Raw genomic sequence first — 18399 nt, forward strand, 5'->3', positions numbered from 1 at the left:
TGAAAGCGCCCTGATCCCTGCAGAACCTCAAGAACAACCGGGAGTGAGCTGATGCTCAACATCTTTACGCTGGCCAATGGTCGACTCGCTCAGGAAGAAATCGAGTCCCTGGCAGACCTCGAACGCTTTCGCCCCATCTGGGTCGACCTGGAGTCGCCCACCCTCGAAGAAAAGCGCTGGATCAAGCAGCACTACGAGCTGTCCATCCCCGAAGACGCGATGGACGAGGACATCGAGGAGTCGGCGCGCTTCTACGAAGAAGACAACGGCGAGCTGCATATCCGCAGCGACTTTCTGATCGACGATGACGAAGACCCCCGCTCGGTGCGTGTGGCCTTCATCCTCAACCAGCACAACGCCGCGCTGCGCAGCCACGGCGTGCTGTTCTCCATCCACGACGAGGATGTGCCGGTGTTTCGCCTGCTGCGCATGCGCGCGCGCCGCGCACCGGGTCTGATCGACGCGGCCGAGGACGTGCTGCTCAAGCTGTTTGACGCGGACGCCGAATACTCGGCCGATACGCTGGAGCGCATCTACGACGACCTGGAAAAAGCCAGCAAGATGGTACTGTCAGGCGATGTGACCGACGAGATGGCCAAGGAAGTGCTGGGCGCGATCGCCCGCCAGGAAGACTTGAACGGCCGCATCCGCCGCAACGTCATGGATACGCGCCGCGCCGTGAGCTTTCTGATGCGCTCCAAGATGCTCAACGCCGAACAGTTCGAGGAAGCGCGCCAGATCCTGCGCGACATCGAGTCGCTGGACAGCCACACGGCCTTTCTGTTCGACAAGATCAACTTCCTGATGGACGCCACGGTCGGCTTCATCAACATCAACCAGAACAAGATCATCAAGATCTTCTCGGTGGCCAGCGTGGCCCTGCTGCCGCCCACGCTGATCGCCAGTGTCTACGGCATGAACTTCAAGTTCATGCCCGAGCTGGACTGGGAGTTCGGCTACGGCTATGTGGTGCTGCTGATGATTCTGAGCGCCGTCGGCCCCATGCTGTATTTCCGCAAGCGCGGCTGGCTGAAATAGACCCCCTGTGGCGCTGCGCGCCTTCCCACCGAGGGGGGCGACACCTTTGCTGGGGGCAGCCTTGCTGGGGCAGCCCTTGCTGGGGCAGCCCTTGCCCGGTGTCTGCTCACATACGCTGCACCAGAGCCAAGGCGTTATCCATAAAAAGAGGAGCTGTTTACGCTTGACTGATGGTCATCTCAGACTCAAAAGATGCTGAAACCCTTACAAAATGAGCGCCAGACGCTCCTTTTTTTGCTTGCGCATCACGATGACTGCGCTTCGGCACCGCGCTCGCGCACCCAGAGCACGATGCCGCAGAGCATCACGATCACCTGCGTGCCAATCAGCGCTGAAAAGCCTGCGAAGAATCCAGCAGCCACGCCGCCGCGTGCCGACAGCGCGCCGATCACCGCACCCATGATGGCCGGCATGAAGCCCGCGACCAGACTGCCCGCACCGTTGACCACGCCATAGGCGCTGGCCACATGCTCGGGCCGCGCGCAATGCTGCACGGTGCTCGGAATGGCCGGGCTCATCAGCCCCCAGCAGAAGTTGGCGGCAATCAGGCAATAGGCCGCCGCATAGCGGTCTTCCATATGGATGGCCAGCCACACGGCAATCGCCACGCCCATGCTGCCGAAGACAAAGATCAGCGGCACCTGCCTGCGCGCGATGCGGTCGATGATCATGCCACCCACGAAGACCGCCGCCACGCTCGCGTATTGCGGCAGCGAAGCCAGCCAGCCCATCTCGCGCATGGAAAAGCCGCGCGACTCCTTGAGATAGGCGGACAGCCAGTTGCTGCTGCCCCAGAGATAGGACAGAAAGGCCGCCGTGAGAATGGTGATCAGCCACAGATAGCGCGTGTGCATGGCGCCGCGCACGATCTGGCCGACCTGGCCCACGGCCTCGCCCAGCGACTGGGGCTTGGGCATGCCGGTCTCCACCTTGGGCATGCGCACAAAGGCCCAGACCAGCGGAACGCCCAGCAGCACGTTGATCAGGCCCAGCACATGGAACGAGGTCTCCCAGTTGTGGCCCACGACCAGGTAGCCGACGAAGGGATAGCCCACCGCCAGGCCCAGTCCGGTGCCCATATTGACCAGGGAGTTGGGTTTGCCGTTCTCGCGGCTCTCGAAATGCGCCTTGATGTAGCTGCCAGCCAGCGAGAACAGCGGCCCCTCGGACACGCCCAGCAGAATGCGCGATGCCAGCAGCAGCCCGTAGCTGTTCATGGCCGGCGACAGAAAGGTCACCACACCCCACAGCAGCAGCCCCGCGAAGAGGCTGCGGCGCACGCCGAACAGCGCCGCGCAGAACGGCGTGAGCACAAAGGACGAAACACCGTAACCGACCATGAAGGCCGTGGCCAGCAGACCCTGACGCGTTCGGTCGTCAGGGGTGAGGCCGATGTGCGACAGAAAGTCCTGATCGGTGATGAGGACCGAGATATTGATCCGGTCCACGTAGGAAATGGCGACGATCACGAACAGCGTGACCACGCCCCACCAGCGCAACGAGCGTGAGTCTTTCATGACAGGAGTCCGGCTAGCGTTGAGAGAGAAAAAAGCCGGGACCGGCACCCGCCGGCCCCGCCAGGGCGCACGTCCTGGCGGGCGCGCGGTACGGCAGCCGTGCTGCCGCCGAAACCCCGGGGCCGGCCCATGCCGGCCCGACGGGGCAGGATCAGAAGAAGTGGCGGATGCCCAGTTCCAGGCCGCTCGCGTTGCCGCCCGGCGTGGTGCCGGGAGCGCTCAGCCCCTGCACGCCGATGGACTTCGCCGCCGAGCCCTTGTTCTTCAGGAAGGCATAAGTGCCGTAGACCTGGGTGCGCTTGGAGAGGTTGTAGCCATAGCCCACGCTGATCTTGTTCCAGTCCGCATTGCTGCCGGACAGGTTGTAGTGGCCGAAGGAGGCACGGGCCTCGCCATTGCCCAGGGGAGCAGTCACGCCCAGCTGCACGGCCGTGATCTTGGTGCCGCCGCGCTTTTCCGAGGCCCACAGCAGCATGGGCTTGGCCACTCCGAAGTCGTAGGACAGGCCGACATTGTTCGCCGTCAGATTGGTGTCGCTGGTGTTGCCGTAGAGCCGGCCCGTGGCCAGCGCGCCGTTGAACGCCCCCTGGCGATAACCCAGGCGCAGGCCGCGATAGTCGCCCTCGCGCTTGTTGGGTGCGCCGCTGGGCTGCTCGCCGAATGCCAGCTGGACCTGGCCGTAGAAGCCGCCCAGGTTCTGGGGCAGGAAATAGCTCACCGCATTGCTGATCTGTATGGGCGCACCGCCGGTCGAGGGAACGCCCGGAACGCCCAGCATGGTGAAGGCACCGGTGCCGCCCACGCCGTTGGTCAGGAAGGGATCGAAGATCAGCGTGTTCAGAAAGGTCGCCGAATCGTCGCGCCCCAGGCGCACCTCGCCCCAGTTGCCCATCAGGCTGACGGTGGAGCGGCGGTTGAAGTTCAGGCCGCCGCCCGTGGCCTTGCCCGCGCCGCTGTCCACGTCCAGGCCGGCCTCGAGCCAGAAGCCCGCCTTCAGGCCGCCGCCCAGATCCTCGGTGCCGCGAAAGCCCAGGCGGCTGATGTTGGCGCCGCCTGTGGAAAGGCCGGTCTTGGAGGCTCCCGAGCCGCCCAGATGGGCAACGCCGACGTCGACGACGCCGAAAAGCTCGACCTTGGATTGCGCAAAAGCCGCGCCGGGCAAAGACGCCAGGCAGGCTAGCGCCACGCCGAGAGCCGGCGTATGGATGGATTTCATGGTTGCTCTCCTCTAGGGGTGGTGGGTTGTCTTCAGTTGCTGGCCCAGGGCCTCACTCGTCAATTCGGCATGGTCCAACCAAGGGATGCCGAGGAAGGGCCCGGGCCGGCCGCGCAGCCCCGCACCGAGGGTGTCGTCCCCCTCTCCCGCAAAGCGGATACAGAGCGGGGGAAGGCGCGCAGCGACTCAGGGGGTGTCATATATCCAGGACCAGGCGCTCGCTCTTGCAGCCGGAGACGCAGACCATCATGACCTTGTTGCCGGCGCGCTCCTTGGGGCTGAGCACCGAGTCGCGGTGGTCGGGCACACCTTCCAGCACGCGGGTCTCGCAGGAGCCGCAGACCCCTTCGCAGCAGCTGTGGTCCACATCGACACCGGCGTCCAGCAGCGTGTCCAGCAGGGACTTGTCGGGCGTGATCTCGATGAAGCGGCCGCTGCGCTTGAGCTCCACCGTGTAGTTGCTGCGCGCATCGGACGACGCCTTGACTTCCACCGGTGTGAAGCGCTCGATGTGGGCGTTGACATGGCCGAGCTCGGCGCAGAACTTCTCGAAAGCGTCGAGCATGGGCGTCGGGCCGCAGGAATAGTGGTGCAGGCCCGCATCGGGTGCGCGCTGCGCCAGCAATGCCCGCAGGTCGGGCGGGCCGCCCGCTTCCGCATCGAAGTGCAGATGCAGCGGCATGCCCAGGGCCTGCAGTTCGGCCAGAAAGGCCGCGCTCTTGCGCTCGCGCGCAAAGTACAGCATCTCGAACGAATGCCCCAGGCTCTTCAAGCGGCGTGCCATGCACAGCATGGGCGTGATGCCGATGCCGCCGGCCACCAGCACCGAATGCGTCGCCGCCTCGTCAAGCGCGAAGTGGTTGCGCGGCTCGGAGATGGTGATGGGCATGCCCACGCGCAGCGACTCGTGCACGCAGCGCGAGCCGCCGCGGCTGGCGCGGTCGCGCAGCACGCCGACCACGTAGCGGTGGCGCTCGCTGCTGTCGTTGGACAGGGAATAGCTGCGCACCAGCCCGTTGGGCAGGTGCAGGTCGATATGCGAGCCGGCCGTGAAGGCCGGGAACTCGCCGCCATCGACCGGGCGCAGTTCCACGCTGATGGTGTCCTGGGCCTCGAAGCGCAGCGTGTGCACAAAGGCCTGCAAGCTGTTGCTCATGATGCGATGCCTTCGTCGATCTGTTCCTGGGCCTGGCGACGCAGATGGCGGCGCAGGCGCACCAGGCCGATGTCATGCTGGTAGAGGTTCTCGCGCTCGTTGGCGTCGGCTTCCATCTGCTCCATCATGATGCGGTCCTGCTCCAGCACGGCCCAGTGGCGTGCCTCGAGGCGGTTGCGGTAGAGGAAGCGCCAGGTGTCGCGCATCCAGCCCTGCACCTTGCGCGCGCGCCAGAAGAACACGGCGCACAGATCGGCGCTGATGGGCGTGACGCAGGCCACGATGGCGAAGTTGCCGCCGGGGCCGCCGGTCTTGGGATAGGGAATCTCCAGGCGCATCCACTGCGCGCCGGTTTCGCCGTATTCGGTCCAGTCGAAGTTCACGCCGCGCTGGCCGACCTTCTCGAACACAAAACCGTGATCGGTGTCACGCACCTGGAAGCTGGCCTTGCTGTCGCCCTCGGCCATGGAGTGCGACTGCTTGTGCAGGAAGGTGCCGTGCATGGGGTCCATGACGTTGTCCAGCGCGTAGCGGTAGTCGCTGCGCCACTCGGCATAGCACAGGAAGTTCGAGTACTCGGGCGAGCTCAGCTCCTCGGGCAGGCTGAAATCGGGAGCCTCGTCCACATGCTTGTCGCTGTTGTAGAGGAAGATCGCGCCATGCATCTCGCGCACATGGAAGGCCAGCGCAGCGCGCGAGCCTTCGAGCTTGCAGCCGGGGCTGCCGGGCACCTTGGTCACCGTGCCGTCGCAGCGCACTTCCACGCCGTGGTAGGGGCAGGCCAGGCGGTCGCCCAGGATCACACCCTGGGACAGCGGCGCACCGCGATGCGGGCAATGGTCTTCCAGCGCATGGACCTGACCGGCAGCATCGCGCCACAGCGCGATCTTGCGGCCGAAGCGGCGCAGCGAGACGGGCTCGGTCTTGACGAAATCCGAAGGGCAGACTGCATACCAGAGGTTCTTCAGACCCGTATTGAGCAGACGGTCCACCGGATCGATGGTGATGGTTTGTACGTTCATGGGGTACTCCTGTCCTGTGCTGTCTCAATAGCCCAGACGGGCCATCAGCGCCTGAAAGCTGTCTTCGGTCCAGGGCTCGCCGTTCTCGCCGGCGGGGCCGCTGCGGTTGATGTAGGCCACCAGCTCGGGCAGCGTCTGCACGCCCTCGCCGAAGGCGCGCTCAATGGAGTCGCCCAGCAGGTCCTCAAACAGGGTGGAGGCGCGCTCGCGCGCCTGATGCGGCTCGAGATATCGATCAGCGGCCATGGTTCTCTCCTTCGAAAACTGTCTTGAATCGTGGTTCGGTTTCATTGCCCGAAGCGCTGCGTGCCACCCGTATCGCGTGAAACTGGCGCGGCCCGACCTCAGGGACACCGAGGAAGGGCCTGGGCCGGCCGCGCCGCCCCACACCGAGGGTGTCATCCCCCTTGGGGGCGCCGTGCAACGGGAAGGCGCGAAGCGACTCAGGGGGTTGGTCATTTAGTCGGCCCGGATATCCAGGTCCTTGATGAGCTTGCCGAAGCGGTTGTAGTCGGCAGCATTGGTCTTTTCCAGACGTGCCGGCTCGCCGCCCGCAGGCAGGGCGCCGAAGGCCGCCATCTTGCTGACCACATCGGGCATCTTCAGAATTTCATTGAGGTGGGTGTTCAGCAGCTTGACGGTCTCGGGCTTCATGCCCTTGGGGCCGAACAGGCCTTGCCAGGCCGACACTTCCACATCCTTGACGCCCTGCTCGGCCAGCGTGGGCACATTCGGGGCCAGCGGGCTGCGCTGGGCATCGGCCACGGCCAGCACGTTGACCTTGCCGCCCGCATAAGGTGCGATGGGGCCCCAGGTCATGAAGGTCGTGGGCACATGGCCACCGATCAGATCGTTGACTGCGGGCGCCACGCCCTTGTAGGGAATGTGGGACAGCTTGGTGCCCGCCGCCTTGTTGAACATCTCGCCCAGGATGTGCATGGGCGAGCCGCTGCCGGGGCTGGCATAGGTCAGGCCATCGCGCTTGCCCTGGCTCGCCAGGGTCTTGATGTCCTTGATGCCCGAGCCCTGGCTGGCGGCCACGAACATGGGCTGCACGCTGGTCTGCACGATGGGCGTGAAGCCGCCGAGCACGTCGTAGCTCGAACCCGCATTGGTCTTGAGCACGAACTGGGCGATGGCAAAGGTATTGGGCGCCAGCAGCAAGGTGTAGCCGTCGGGTGCGGCCTTGGCCACATGCACGGTGCCGATGGTGCCGCTGGCACCGGGCCGGTTGTCCACCACCACGGGCTGGCCCAGTCGCTGGCCCAGCTTCTCGGCATACAGGCGCGCCATGGCATCGGTATCGCCGCCGGCCGGATAGGCCACGACGATGGTGATGGGCTTGCTCGGATAGGCTTGCGCCAGCGCGGAACCGGACATCTGGGCTGCAGCCAGCAATGCAGCAGCGATAACTACCTGGCGACGAATGTTTTTCATGAAATAGCCCGTGGGGTTGTGGAATCGTGGTGGGAGGGATACCGGCCAGCCGACGCTGCCAATGCCTCTTAATGCTTCTTGTCGGTCAGGAACTTGCCGTCGGCAGGGCCCACGCCCTTCTGGCGCCGGGTGTTGCCGTCCAGGCCGCCGTCGATGGCCCACTCGGCGAACACCGTCGGGCCGGGCTCGAACTCGCGTGGCTGCCAGTCGGCAGTCAGCTGGTCCTCGTCGGCGTAGTACTCGACCAGCGCGCCGGCCGGGTTCTTGAAGTACCAGAAATAGGCCGAGGACACGGGGTGGCGACCCGGGCCGAGCTGGGTGTCCCAGCCGCAGCGCGAGATATGCATGCCGCCGCCGAAGACCTCGTGGATGTCGCGCACGGTGAAGGCCACATGGTTCAGGCCGGCATGCTTGTCGGGGCGCTGCAGCAAAAAGATGTCGTGGTGGCCGCCGTCGGGCGCGGTGCGCAGAAAAGCGCCGCGCTCGGGATAGCGGTCCGAGGCCGCAAAGCCGAAGTTCTCCACATAGAAGCGCTCGCAGGCCTGCACGTCCTTGACGAAGAACACCACATGGCCGACCTCGATGGGCTGGGCGCGCTCATAGGCCGGGCTGGCCTGGTTGATGCGGCCCTTGCGGTCCCAGGTGTTGTACTCGGCGCTTTGCATCTGCACTTCGCGCTTTTGCGTGAGCTGCAGGCGCACGGCCAGGCCATTGGGGTCGGTGCAGCCAATAGGTCCGCCGTTCGGGCCGCCCTGCTTCACAAAGCCCGGCAGCTGTGCAATACGGGCTTCATAGAGCGCGAGATCGGCTGCACTTTCCACGCCCCAGACCACTTCGCGCAGCGTGGGGCCGGGCTCGATGGCGGGCGGCAGATCGGGGTGGTTGGTGGCGGCCACGATCACGCGGCAGCCGTTGAGTGTCTCGAACACCAGCCGGTCGGCCTGCTCCTCGGCCAGGCTCAGGCCCCAGTCGAGGAAGAACTGGCGGCAGGCCGCCAGGTCGTCGGCGCCGTAGCTGATTTCGTCAATGCCCAGTACGCTCATGTCGTGCTCCTTCAATTCGCCCAAGCGATGGGGCTCTCGTTCAGACCCCAGTACAGGCTTTTCTGCTCCATGTACTGCTGTATGCCCAGACGGCCTTTTTCGCGGCCCAGGCCGCTGTCGCGCCAGCCGCCGAAGGGCGTGGAGATGGAGAACTGCTTGTAGGTGTTGATCCAGACAGTGCCGGCCTGCACGGCGCGGCCTATGCGCCATGCGGCCTTGTAATCGCGCGTCCAGATGCCGGCGGCCAGCGCGTAGACGCTGTCGTTGGCCTGCTCCAGCAATGCCTCTTCGTCATCGAAGGGCATGGCCACGAGCACGGGGCCGAAGATCTCCTGCTGGCAGATCTGGTCGTTGTTGGTCACGCCTTCGAGGATGGTTGGGCGGTAGTAGTAGCCACGCTCGTACAGCGCACCCTCGGGGCGATGGCCGCCGGTGCGCAGCCGGCCGCCTTCAGACAGGCCCAGCTGCACATAGCTCTCGATGGATTCGCGGTGCTTGGCGGTGATCAGCGGGCCCATCTGGGTGCATTCGTCGGCCGGATCGCCCACGCGCAAGGCGGCGGCCTTCGCTGTGAGGCGTTCCATGAAGTCACCGTAGAGCTTCCTCGCCACGAACAGGCGCGAACCGGCGATGCAGGATTCGCCCGAGGAGCTGAAGATGCCGTAGAGCACGCCGTTGACGGCGTGATCGAGGTCGGCATCCTCCAGCACCATGGTGGCCGACTTGCCGCCCAGCTCCAGCGAGACGGGCATCATCTTGTCGGCCGCGATGCGGGCGATGTGCTTGCCGGTGGAAGTGCCGCCCGTGAAGGACACGCGCTTGACCAGCGGGTGCTTGGTGATGGCGTCGCCGATCACCGAGCCGCGGCCGGGCAGCACGCTGACGATGCCCTTGGGCACGCCTGCCTCTTCGCAGATGCGGGCCAGTTCCAGTGCCAGGAGCGGCGTGGCTTCGGCAGGCTTGACGACCACGGCATTGCCGGCGGCCAGCGCCGGTGCGAGCTTTTGCGCCTCGCTGGCGATGGGCGAGTTCCACGGCGTGATGGCCGCGACCACGCCCATGGGCTCATAGACGCTCATGGTCATGAAGTCGCCACGCGAGGGCGTGATGGTCTCTTCCATGGTCTCGCAGGCCGCCGCGAAGAACTGGAAGGTGCCGGCAGCGCTGGCCACCAGGGCGCGCGTCTCGCTGATGGGCTTGCCGTTGTCCAGGCGCTGCAGCTGGGCCAGAGGCTCGGCGCGCTCGCGGATCAGCTGGGCCACGCGGTGCAGCACGGCGGCGCGCTCATGGGGCTTTTTCTGGGCCCAGCCGCTGGTGCGGAAGGCATGGTCGGCCTTCTCTATGGCCTCTTGCACATCGGCCAGGCTGGGCGCGCGCAGGCGGCCCACCACCTCGCCGGTCGCGGGGTAGAGCGTGGCGGACTCGTCGCCGCCGCCAAGACGCCATTCGCCGCCGATATTGATGGGGAGCAGTTCTAGGTTCGACATCGTGAAGCTCTTTCGTTCTTGCTGGTCGTGCTGGCTCACTGGCCCTTGGTGGTGGCCGGGATCTGATCGAGCTTGTTCACCGGCGGGCCCGAGAACGTGGTCTTGAAGCTGCCGATGGCGCGCATGTCGATCTCGAGCAGGAAGGGTCCCTTCTTGCCCCAGGCGCCTTCCAGCACCGCAGGCAGCTCCTCCAGATCGCTGATGCGGGCATGGGGCAGCTTGATGGACGCGCACAGCTGGGCGTAGTCGGGGGTGTGCAGCTCCACATAGCAGCGGCGGCCGCCGTAGGACGCATCCTGGATGTTCTGGATCACGCCATAGCGCTGGTCGTTCATCAACACGATCATGGTGTCGCACTCCTCCTGCACCAGGGTGGCGAGCTCGCCCAGGTTCAGGATGAAGCCGCCGTCGCCGGCCAGGCCCAGGGTCTTGCGGCCCGAGCCGCTTTCGGCCGCGCCGATGGCCGCACCGATGGCCATGGGCATGCCCATGCCGATGCCGCCGCCCGTGGCGTGCACGCCCGCGTTGGACTCGAAGAAGCGCAGCTCGCGGTTGCCCCAGGTGCTGTTGGAGACAGTCACGTCACGCACCCAGTTGAAGTTGCGGCCCACGGCCTGCTGCAGCTGCTGCACCAGGGCGCTGTACGGGCCCAGGCCGTCGCGCATGGTGGCCACGACTTCGTCGTGCACCTGGCGCAGGTCGGCCAGCAGCTCGGGATCAGCCTTGTAACCGCGTGCTTCAAGGCGGTCGGCCAGGCCGTTCAGGGCCAGGGCCGAGTCGCCGCAGACAAAGCCGTCATCCATATAGCAGCGGCCCTGCTGGGCAGCGTCCACATCGATGCGCAGCAGCGGACGCGGCAGCTTGAGTTCGTACTTCAGCGTCTCGTTGCTGCGCAGGCGCGTGCCCACGGCCAGCATGGCGTCGCAGCGCTGGTAGAAGGCCTCGACGGGCTTCTGGATGTTGTAGGCGCCCAGGGAGGCTGGATCGTCCTCGGGCACGATGCCGCGGCCCTGGCCGGTGCTCACGATGCCGAAGCCCAGGGCCTTCAGACGCTGCACGGCAGCGCCGGCATGGCGGGCACCACCGCCCAGCCACAGCAGCGGGCGCCTGGCCTTGGCCAGCTGCTCGGCCAGCGCGTCGAGCGCGGCTTCGCTGGGAGCCAGCACCGCCACCGGCAGCGGCGACAGGTCGGCCGGCATGTCGATCAGCGCCTGCTGGATGTCGATCGGGATCTCCACGCTGACCGGGCCCGTGGGGGCGGTCATCGCGGTCTGCACCGCAGCCTTGAGCGTGGACAGGCAGGTCTCGGCGCTCAGCACGCGGAAGGCGGCCTTGGAGACGGACTTCAGCATGGTCAGCTGATCCGGCGCCTCATGGATATAGGACAGCTTCTTATCCAGATACTGGGTCTCGATCTGGCCTGTGATGTGCAAGAGCGGCGTGCCGGCCGTATAGGCTTCCACCAGACTGCCGGCGATATTGCCCGAAGCCGGGCCGGTGCTGGTGATGCACACGCCCAGGCTGGATGTAGAGCGCGCGCAGGCGTCGGCCATATTGCCCGCGCCGGCCTCGCCGCGCGCCATCACGAAGCGCAGCTTGCCGCGAGCAAACATCGCGTCGAGGATGGGCATGTTGTGGATGGAGATCACCCCGAAGGCGGCCTTCACGTCGCAATGCTCGAGGAATTCGGCAACGACGGCGCCGACGGTGATTTGGTTTGCGGTGGATGTCATGTTCTGGTCTGAATTTCGTTGGTGGTCGAAGCCGGCGCGGGACGCCAAGCAAGGGCCCAGGCGACACCGCCCGCCCCCAGCCGCGAAGCGAGAGAGGGGGAGGCGGTGCAAGCAGCGCAGGGGGTGCTACGCATATCTCGAAAGGCCTCCGGAAACATCGATATGGCTGCCGGTCGTGTATGAAGACAGGGGCGTGGCAAGGTAGAAGATGGCGCGTGCGGCTTCGGCGGGCGAGCCCAGGCGGCCCAGCGGAATGGACTTCTTGCGGGCCAGCTCGGCGCTCCACTGCTCCCAGGTCTGGCTGCGGTCCTCTCGGGCATCGAAGCGGCGGCGCCACTGGCCGGACTCGATCAGGCCCACCAGGATGCCGTTGACGCGCACGCCCTTGGGCGCGAACTCGGTGGCCATGGAGCGCACCAGGTTCTTGAGGCCGGCGCGCGCCGCCGAGGTCGCGACCATGTGGGGCTCGGGCTGGGAGGCCAGCAGCGAGTTCACGCAGACAATCGCCGACTCCGTGCCGCGCTCGAGCTGGGGCAGAAAGGCGCGCGTGGGATGCAGCACCGAGAAGAACTTCAGGTGCAGCTCCTCGGTCCAGGCTTCGTCGCTGGTGTTCTCGAAGGTCGAGACACGGCCCTGACCAGCGTTGTTGATAAGAATGGAAGCCGGGCCCAGCGCCGCTTCGCTGGCGCGCGCGAACTGCTGCACCTGCTCGGCATTGAGCACGTCGCAGGCCTGGGCGAACAGGCGCTCGCGGGCCTCGGGATGGCGCTCCAGCAGCTGCTTGACGGCCTGCTCCAGACGCTCGGGGTTGCGGCCGCACAGGGCCACGCGGGCTCCCTGGGCCAGCAGCAGCTCCACGGTGGCCAGGCCTATGCCCGAAGAGCCGCCGGTGACGACGGCCGTGGCGTCGAGTTTGAAATCATGCATGGCCGCCTCCTGCGCGCCTTGAAGTGATGGACAGAACCTGCGCGCTGGACTGCGGCCGGTAGTTGAGCAGCTCCGACAGTTCGTCGGCCGCCGCGCAGACGCACGGCACCAGTTCCGTCTGGCGCTCGGGATCGATCTGCGCCGAGGCCAGGGTCACGCCCAGGGCCGCGATGACGCGGCCGCTGTGGTCGCGCACGGGCGCGGCGATGGTGGAGATCGAGCTTTCGTAGAAACCGGCACCGGCCACATGGCCGCGCTCGCGATCGGACTGAACCAGATCGAAGAGCTCGATCACGGTCCTGGGCGTATTGGGCGAATGGCCTTCCAGGTGCTCTTCGGGATAGATGGCACGCAGCTCGGGCAGCGAGAGGTCGGCCAGCAGGATGCGACCCAGCAGCGTGGCATGGGCAGGCAGCCGCGTGCCCACGCGTACCGAGCTGGTCAGCGGCGTCGGCGGCGTGACCTTGGCCACATAGACGATGGAGCGGCCGTCGCGCACCACGATGTTGCAGGGGAAGCGGATTTCCTCGCACAGCCGCGCGATCACGGGCTGGCCCAGCTCGGTCAGGTCCATGGAGGACAGGAACTCGAAGCCCAGACGCAGCACGGACAGGCCCAGCCGGTAGTCGTTGCCGCCCTCGGCGCGCTGCAGAAAGCCCATGCACTCCAGCGTGTTGAGCATGCGGAACACCGTGGCACGCGGCAGCTGCAGGCGACGCGCCAGCTCGGGCGCGCCCAGCGCGGCGTTGTCGCGGCCGAACTCCTGCAGCAGGCGCAGACCGCGCTCCAGCGCAGGCACCATGTACTTTTCGGAGCCGCCGTCCGGCGCGCCACCAACATCTTCAGGAATAGTGGAAGCAGACATATCCAACTTTCGGTTCATTCCAGCTTGTTGCACCCGAGCTTGAAGCGCCCCCGCTGCATGCACCGTTTCCGTCGCCAGAGACAGCAAGCAAGGGCCGCCCCGCAGCGAGGCTGTCGTCCCTCTGGGGGGAAGGCGCGCAGCGACTCAGGGGGCAATTCATGTCAGTTCATGACGAAGCCGCCGTTGACGGGCAGCACCTGGCCCGTCACAAAGCGCGCACCGTCGGACAGCAGATAGGACACGGCACCCGAGACATCCTCGGGCCCCTGCTCGCGCTGCAGCGCGCGCTGGTCGATATAGAGGCGATGGCGGTGCTCGGGCACGTACTCGGTGGCCTCGACCAGCACCAGGCCGGGAGCCACGGCATTGATGGTGATGGCATCCGCGCCCAGCTCGCGAGCCATGGAACGCGTCATGGCCATCACGGCGCCCTTGCTGGCCACATAGGCCATCAGGTTGGGTGCGCCCCACATGGCAGTGTCGGAAGCCAGATTGACGATGGCACCGCGACCGCTGTCCTTGAGAGCCGCGCGGCAGGCACGGGTCATCAGCCAGACGCCGCGCACATTGACGTTCATCACCTGGTCCCATTTGTCCAGGGCAATGTCGTCCATGCCCTTGCCGCCAGAGTCCGTCACGGCCGCGTTGTTGACCAGGCCATCCAGACCGCCGAGGGTCTGCACGGCCTGCTGTGCGCACTGTTCTATGGAAGCCGGGTTGCTGGCATCAAAGGCGACGCCGTGAGCCTCGAAGCCCATGGCGCGCAGCTTGGCAACGGCTTCGTTCAGCAATTCGGCGCGCAGATCGGCCATCACAAGCTGCGCCCCCTGCTGGCACAGCGTCTGCGCAAAAGCAAAACCCAGGCCGCGCGCAGCGCCGGTCACAAGGATCCGGCGCCCAGCGAGCTGACCGGTGGAAGGCATGGTGTTGAGGGTCATCTTAAACCTTGTTTGTTTCAAATATGAAATGACACTTTTTTCTTGAAACAAGCCTGCAGTTTAGTGAGCCTTCTTTTGAGTCAATACCCGGAGAAACCCGTAGTTCCACCCCACAGCGACACACGGGCGTAAAAAAACCGCGACAAGCGCGGTTGAAAGGAAAACGAGGCAACAAAAGGTATCCGGCCTGCAGCTGCGTGCAGGCCGGATCGGTTTCATCAATACTGATAGCTTCTAGTGCCTGTCAATAAAGAAACACAGAATCAGAACAGCATGAAAATACTGTGTATAAAGCGATACAAGCTACTAAATAGCTAGCAAACCCTCTGATCCTTCGCAGGCGTCAGGCGCAGAAAATCCAGCACCACGCGTTGCGCGTAGCGGCTTGCCACAGTGCGCACGAAATCCGAGAAGTCCACATGGGCGCTGTCGTCCGCCCGATCCGAGATGGTGCGCATCGCGGCAAAAGGCGTGTCGTAATCCCGGCAGGTCTGGGCCACGGCAGCCCCCTCCATCTCCACCGCCAGCACGGCGTGGCCGGCAGCCTCCAGATCGGCCCTGAGCTGCGCGCTGGCCTGGCGCGAGCTGACAAACTGATCGCCGCTGGCAATCAGGCCCTGATGCACACGAGCCGAAGCATACGAAGCCACGATGCCCGAGCGCAGCGCCGAGTCGGCAGCCTGCATCAGTCGGTCCGTCGCCGGCTCGTCGCAGGCCAGGGTGCTGCAGCCGTAACCGGGCAACTGCCAGCGCGGAAAGATCGGCGAGGCATCCATGTCATGCTGCAGGAAAGTCCGCGCGATCACCACATCGCCCACATTCACATCCGTGCCGATGCCTCCCGCCACGCCGGTGAACAGAATGCCGCGCACGCCAAAGCGCTCGATCAGCGCCGCAGTGGTGGTGGCGGCGGCCACCTTGCCTATGCCCGACAGCGCACACACCACCTGATGCCCGTGCAGCCGGCCCAGCCAGAAGTCGCGTCCGGCATGGCGCAGGCATTGCATGCCCTGCATGGCGTCGACCAGGCCGTGTTGCTCTTCGGCAAGAGCGCTGAGAATGGCGAGCGTCATGGATGGGGGTACTCCGGAACAGGGGCCAGGCGGCCCTGGTGAAAGCTCAAAAGAAAGCACAAAAGCGGCACCGGGCCGCTTTGGTGGGATGCGCAAGAGGCGCGATTAGAGCACGAGGGCTTATTGCGCCTCGATGTCATGACTTTTGATGATGGGCGCCCAGAGCCCGGTTTCCTTGCGGATCAGCTCGCCGAAGGCCTCGCCCTTGACCACCCAGGGCGTCATCCCCTGTGCCTTGAGCTGATTGAGCGCCGCCGGGGTCTTCAGAATCTTGTCGATATCCTCGCCCAGCTGCTTGACCACCTCAGCAGGCGTGTTCTTCGGAGCCAGCACGCCATACCAGGAGGAAATGGCAATCCCTGGCACGCCGGCTTCGGCCAGGGTCGGCACATTGGGCAAAAAGCCCGAGCGCGCGCCGTCGGTCACGGCCAGCGCGCGCAGCTTGCCCGACTGCACATGGGGCAGCACGGTGGGCAGATTGGCCACGATCATGGGAATGGTGCCGCCCAGCACATCGGTCACACCCTGGGTCGAGCCCTTGTAGGCCACATGCATGATGTCCGCGCCCGACTTGTCCTTGAACAGCTCGCCGGCCAGATGCAGGCTGGAGCCCACGCCGGGCGAAGCGTAGCTGATGGAGTTGGGCTTGGCCTTGGACAGCGCCACCAGTTCCTGAACCGACTTGGCCGGCACCTGCGGATTGACCGCAATGACATTGGCCGTGCGCCCCATGGAAGCCACGGGCACGAAGTCGCCGAACACGCTGTAGGGCAGCTTGGGCATCAGCGTCGGGTTGATGGTCAGATTGCCCTGAGGCACGACCAGCAGCGTATGGCCGTCGGGCTTGGCACGCTTGACCATGTCGATGCCGATATTGCCGCTGGCTCCGGGACGGTTGTCGACGATGGCGGCCTGCTTGTAATGCTCGGTCAGACCGGTTGCCAGAATGCGCGCCAGGATGTCCACAGGGCCGCCGGCAGGGAAAGGCGCAATGACGGTGAACTGCCCGGCGGAAAGCTGCTCGGTGGCGGTCGCCGCTTGAGCGACGGGCAGGGCCAGGACGCTGGCCAGAGCCAGGCAGGATTTGAGAAATGCGGAGCGTTGCATGAGGGTTCCAGAAGGTGGAGATGTCAAGCCTGCCGAGGTTCGATGCACGCCCTGTTTGACGACGCGCAAGGAAATATTCGCACAGGCCTGACACCATGCTGAAGTGGGGAGATCTGCTTGCAGGTTTCAGCAACAAGCAAGAGAGGTGCCAAGCCCATGGCGCGCATGAAGCCACAGGCCTGGCTCCGGATCAGATGGCCAGCGGCGCCACGTTGTTGAGCACCGAGCGCACAACGCTGTACACCGTCAGCGCCGATGTCTTGGGGTTGGCCGCCAGCGGCTTGCCGCGCATGGTCAGTTCCATGGCGCCGAAAGCACCCCGCGCCTCGACCTGGTGCACGTTCTCGTGGACGCCAGGATCGGCAAACAGACGCACCATGGTCTTGTCCAGCCCCAGTCCGGCCAGCGACAAGGTGGCCGCCACATTGGCATTCTTGGGATAGAGCTGTGCGGCCTCACGCGCCGAGCCCTCGAAAATGCAGAAGGCCTCGGTCAGGCCGTCCAGATCACAGACCTGCTCGGCCGGAGTGCCGCTCCAGGCCTTGGGCGGCTTGCGCCCCGTGTAGACCACCGTCTCCAGTCCGCCGACACGCGCCGCCGCCAGGGCATCTATGCCGCCGATGGCGCCCGACAACAGCTGGGCCTGAGTCTTGCCGGCCTCGGCCGCGGCCTGTACGCGCTCGGCCATGCCCGGGGCACTCAAGGCGCCTATGGATGCGATGACCGCCGGAATGCCGCGCGTCAGGGCCGGCAGCACATGCTCTTCAATGGCGGCGTGACCCGCACATTCCACCAGCAGATCCGGCACCGCATCGCCGGGCAGGGCCTGCAGCAGCTGCGCCTGTGGTGCCAGGCGGGCAACCGTCTCGCGCACTGCTGGCGTGATCTCGGGAACCAGTATCCAGCCCACCTGCAGGCGGGTATCTCCGCTCAAAAGCTCCAGCACACTGGAGCCGATGGCGCCGCAGCCAATCAAAGCAATATTTTTCATCTCTAGCCTCCTGAAAAATGCGCTGGCCCGGCGTGATCGGGGTCAGCGCAAATGGTCCGGGTGCTGCTGGCGCAAATGAGCGGACAGGGCTTCTGCCGCCTCTTGCACCTTCTGCACCCAGAGCTGGGTTTTCTCGGGCACCAGCTCGGTAAACGGAATGGCCATGGCCAGTCCCGCAACCACCCGCCCGTCTGCGGCGCGCACCGGCGCTGCAATACTGGAAACACCTGGCTCGTAAAAGCCCTCGCCCATGGCGTAGCCACGCTCACGGTCCTGGGCCAGCAGGTCCAGCAGCTCGTCGATGTTGCGCGGCGTGCTCTCGGAGAACTGGGGCAATTCCTCGCCGCCAAACACCGAGCGCAGTTGCGCGGCATCCATGTCATGCAGCAGGGCTCGCCCCAGCACCGTCGCATGTGCAGGCAAGCGCGAGCCCACGCGCACAGCGCCCTGGAACGCTCCGGCCGGAGTGACGCGTGCCACATAGACCACGGAGGCGCCGTCACGCAATGCAAGATTGCTGGTCATGCCCAGCTCATCACACAAGGCCTGCAGAGCAGGCTCGGCCAGTTGCGCCAGCGGCTGGGTGGACAGGTAGTCGTAGCCCAGACGCAGCACGGCCAGACCGAGTCGGTATTCGGTACCGCTGCGCTGCAGATACCCCGAGTTTTCAAGCGTGGTCAACATCCGAAACACCGTGGAACGCGGCAGCTCGAGGTTGCGCGCCAGCTCGGGCGCGCTCCAGACAGGTTGCTCCGGGCCAAAGCAGGCCAGCAGGCGCAGTCCTCGCTCGAGGGCGGGCACGGTGTAACGGTCTTGGTCGTTGGTTGAAATCTCTGGGGTTTCGCTCAT

The 18399-nt window shown here is 65.5% G+C and carries 17 protein-coding genes; 1 reads left to right on the forward strand and 16 read right to left on the reverse strand.

All coding sequences use genetic code 11. The features are described 5' to 3' along the window. Positions 1 to 51: 51 nt before the first annotated feature. Positions 52 to 1038, forward strand: a complete 987-nt coding sequence (gene corA, locus O987_RS26295) for a magnesium/cobalt transporter CorA (RefSeq protein ID WP_003060450.1) — start codon at positions 52 to 54, stop codon at positions 1036 to 1038. A gap of 245 nt (positions 1039 to 1283) precedes the next feature. Here corA and O987_RS26300 read toward each other — a convergent pair whose 3' ends face one another. The 16 genes from O987_RS26300 to O987_RS26380 form a co-directional block, all read right to left on the reverse strand. Further along, a complete protein-coding gene (locus O987_RS26300; RefSeq protein ID WP_043375735.1) occupies positions 1284 to 2555 on the reverse strand; it encodes an MFS transporter in 1272 nt (423 codons plus the stop codon). A gap of 151 nt (positions 2556 to 2706) precedes the next feature. Next, positions 2707 to 3771: a porin gene (locus O987_RS26305; RefSeq protein WP_003060445.1), complete on the reverse strand. Its 1065-nt coding sequence runs from the start codon at positions 3769 to 3771 to the stop codon at positions 2707 to 2709. A 196-nt stretch (positions 3772 to 3967) separates the two neighbouring features. Continuing rightward, positions 3968 to 4927, reverse strand: a complete 960-nt coding sequence (locus O987_RS26310; protein WP_043375737.1) for a PDR/VanB family oxidoreductase — start codon at positions 4925 to 4927, stop codon at positions 3968 to 3970. Further along, complete coding sequence (locus O987_RS26315) at positions 4924 to 5949, reverse strand: aromatic ring-hydroxylating oxygenase subunit alpha (RefSeq protein WP_019044145.1); 1026 nt, start codon at positions 5947 to 5949, stop codon at positions 4924 to 4926. The genes O987_RS26310 and O987_RS26315 overlap by 4 nt, the downstream gene beginning before the upstream one ends. Positions 5950 to 5973: 24 nt before the next feature. After that, a complete protein-coding gene (locus tag O987_RS26320) occupies positions 5974 to 6195 on the reverse strand; it encodes a recombinase-like helix-turn-helix domain-containing protein (RefSeq protein ID WP_003060438.1) in 222 nt (73 codons plus the stop codon). Between the two features lie 213 nt (positions 6196 to 6408). Continuing rightward, positions 6409 to 7386, reverse strand: a complete 978-nt coding sequence (locus O987_RS26330; RefSeq protein ID WP_019044147.1) for a Bug family tripartite tricarboxylate transporter substrate binding protein — start codon at positions 7384 to 7386, stop codon at positions 6409 to 6411. 68 nt (positions 7387 to 7454) lie between these two features. Beyond that, positions 7455 to 8429: a VOC family protein gene (locus O987_RS26335; protein WP_043375739.1), complete on the reverse strand. Its 975-nt coding sequence runs from the start codon at positions 8427 to 8429 to the stop codon at positions 7455 to 7457. Positions 8430 to 8440: 11 nt separating this feature from the next. Continuing rightward, positions 8441 to 9916 (reverse strand): aldehyde dehydrogenase, encoded by a 1476-nt coding sequence (locus O987_RS26340; RefSeq protein ID WP_043377056.1) that lies wholly within the window; start codon positions 9914 to 9916, stop codon positions 8441 to 8443. Positions 9917 to 9951: 35 nt separating this feature from the next. Beyond that, positions 9952 to 11649, reverse strand: coding sequence for a thiamine pyrophosphate-binding protein (locus O987_RS26345; protein WP_043375741.1), 1698 nt, complete (start codon positions 11647 to 11649; stop codon positions 9952 to 9954). A 126-nt stretch (positions 11650 to 11775) separates the two neighbouring features. Then, the gene (locus O987_RS26350) at positions 11776 to 12576 is read right to left on the reverse strand and encodes an SDR family oxidoreductase (RefSeq protein WP_003060424.1); all 801 of its coding nucleotides are present in this window, start codon (positions 12574 to 12576) and stop codon (positions 11776 to 11778) included. Next, a complete protein-coding gene (locus O987_RS26355; protein ID WP_172671673.1) occupies positions 12569 to 13441 on the reverse strand; it encodes an IclR family transcriptional regulator in 873 nt (290 codons plus the stop codon). Before O987_RS26355 ends, O987_RS26350 begins: the two co-directional genes overlap by 8 nt. Before the next feature lie 161 nt (positions 13442 to 13602). After that, complete coding sequence (locus O987_RS26360) at positions 13603 to 14379, reverse strand: SDR family oxidoreductase (protein WP_003060420.1); 777 nt, start codon at positions 14377 to 14379, stop codon at positions 13603 to 13605. 314 nt (positions 14380 to 14693) lie between these two features. Next, entirely contained in the window at positions 14694 to 15452 is a 759-nt protein-coding gene (locus O987_RS26365; protein ID WP_019044150.1) for a 5'-methylthioadenosine/adenosylhomocysteine nucleosidase, read from the reverse strand. A gap of 120 nt (positions 15453 to 15572) precedes the next feature. Beyond that, positions 15573 to 16559 carry a Bug family tripartite tricarboxylate transporter substrate binding protein gene (locus O987_RS26370; protein ID WP_043375744.1) on the reverse strand — a complete coding sequence of 329 codons (987 nt, stop codon included), beginning with the start codon at positions 16557 to 16559 and terminating at the stop codon, positions 15573 to 15575. A gap of 190 nt (positions 16560 to 16749) precedes the next feature. Then, on the reverse strand, positions 16750 to 17550 hold the full coding sequence (locus tag O987_RS26375; protein ID WP_003060414.1) for an aspartate dehydrogenase: 801 nt from the start codon (positions 17548 to 17550) through the stop codon (positions 16750 to 16752). A 42-nt stretch (positions 17551 to 17592) separates the two neighbouring features. After that, positions 17593 to 18399, reverse strand: a complete 807-nt coding sequence (locus tag O987_RS26380; RefSeq protein ID WP_043375746.1) for an IclR family transcriptional regulator — start codon at positions 18397 to 18399, stop codon at positions 17593 to 17595.

The sequence above is a fragment of the Comamonas testosteroni TK102 genome, assembly GCF_000739375.1.
Classification (GTDB): domain Bacteria; phylum Pseudomonadota; class Gammaproteobacteria; order Burkholderiales; family Burkholderiaceae_C; genus Comamonas; species Comamonas brasiliensis.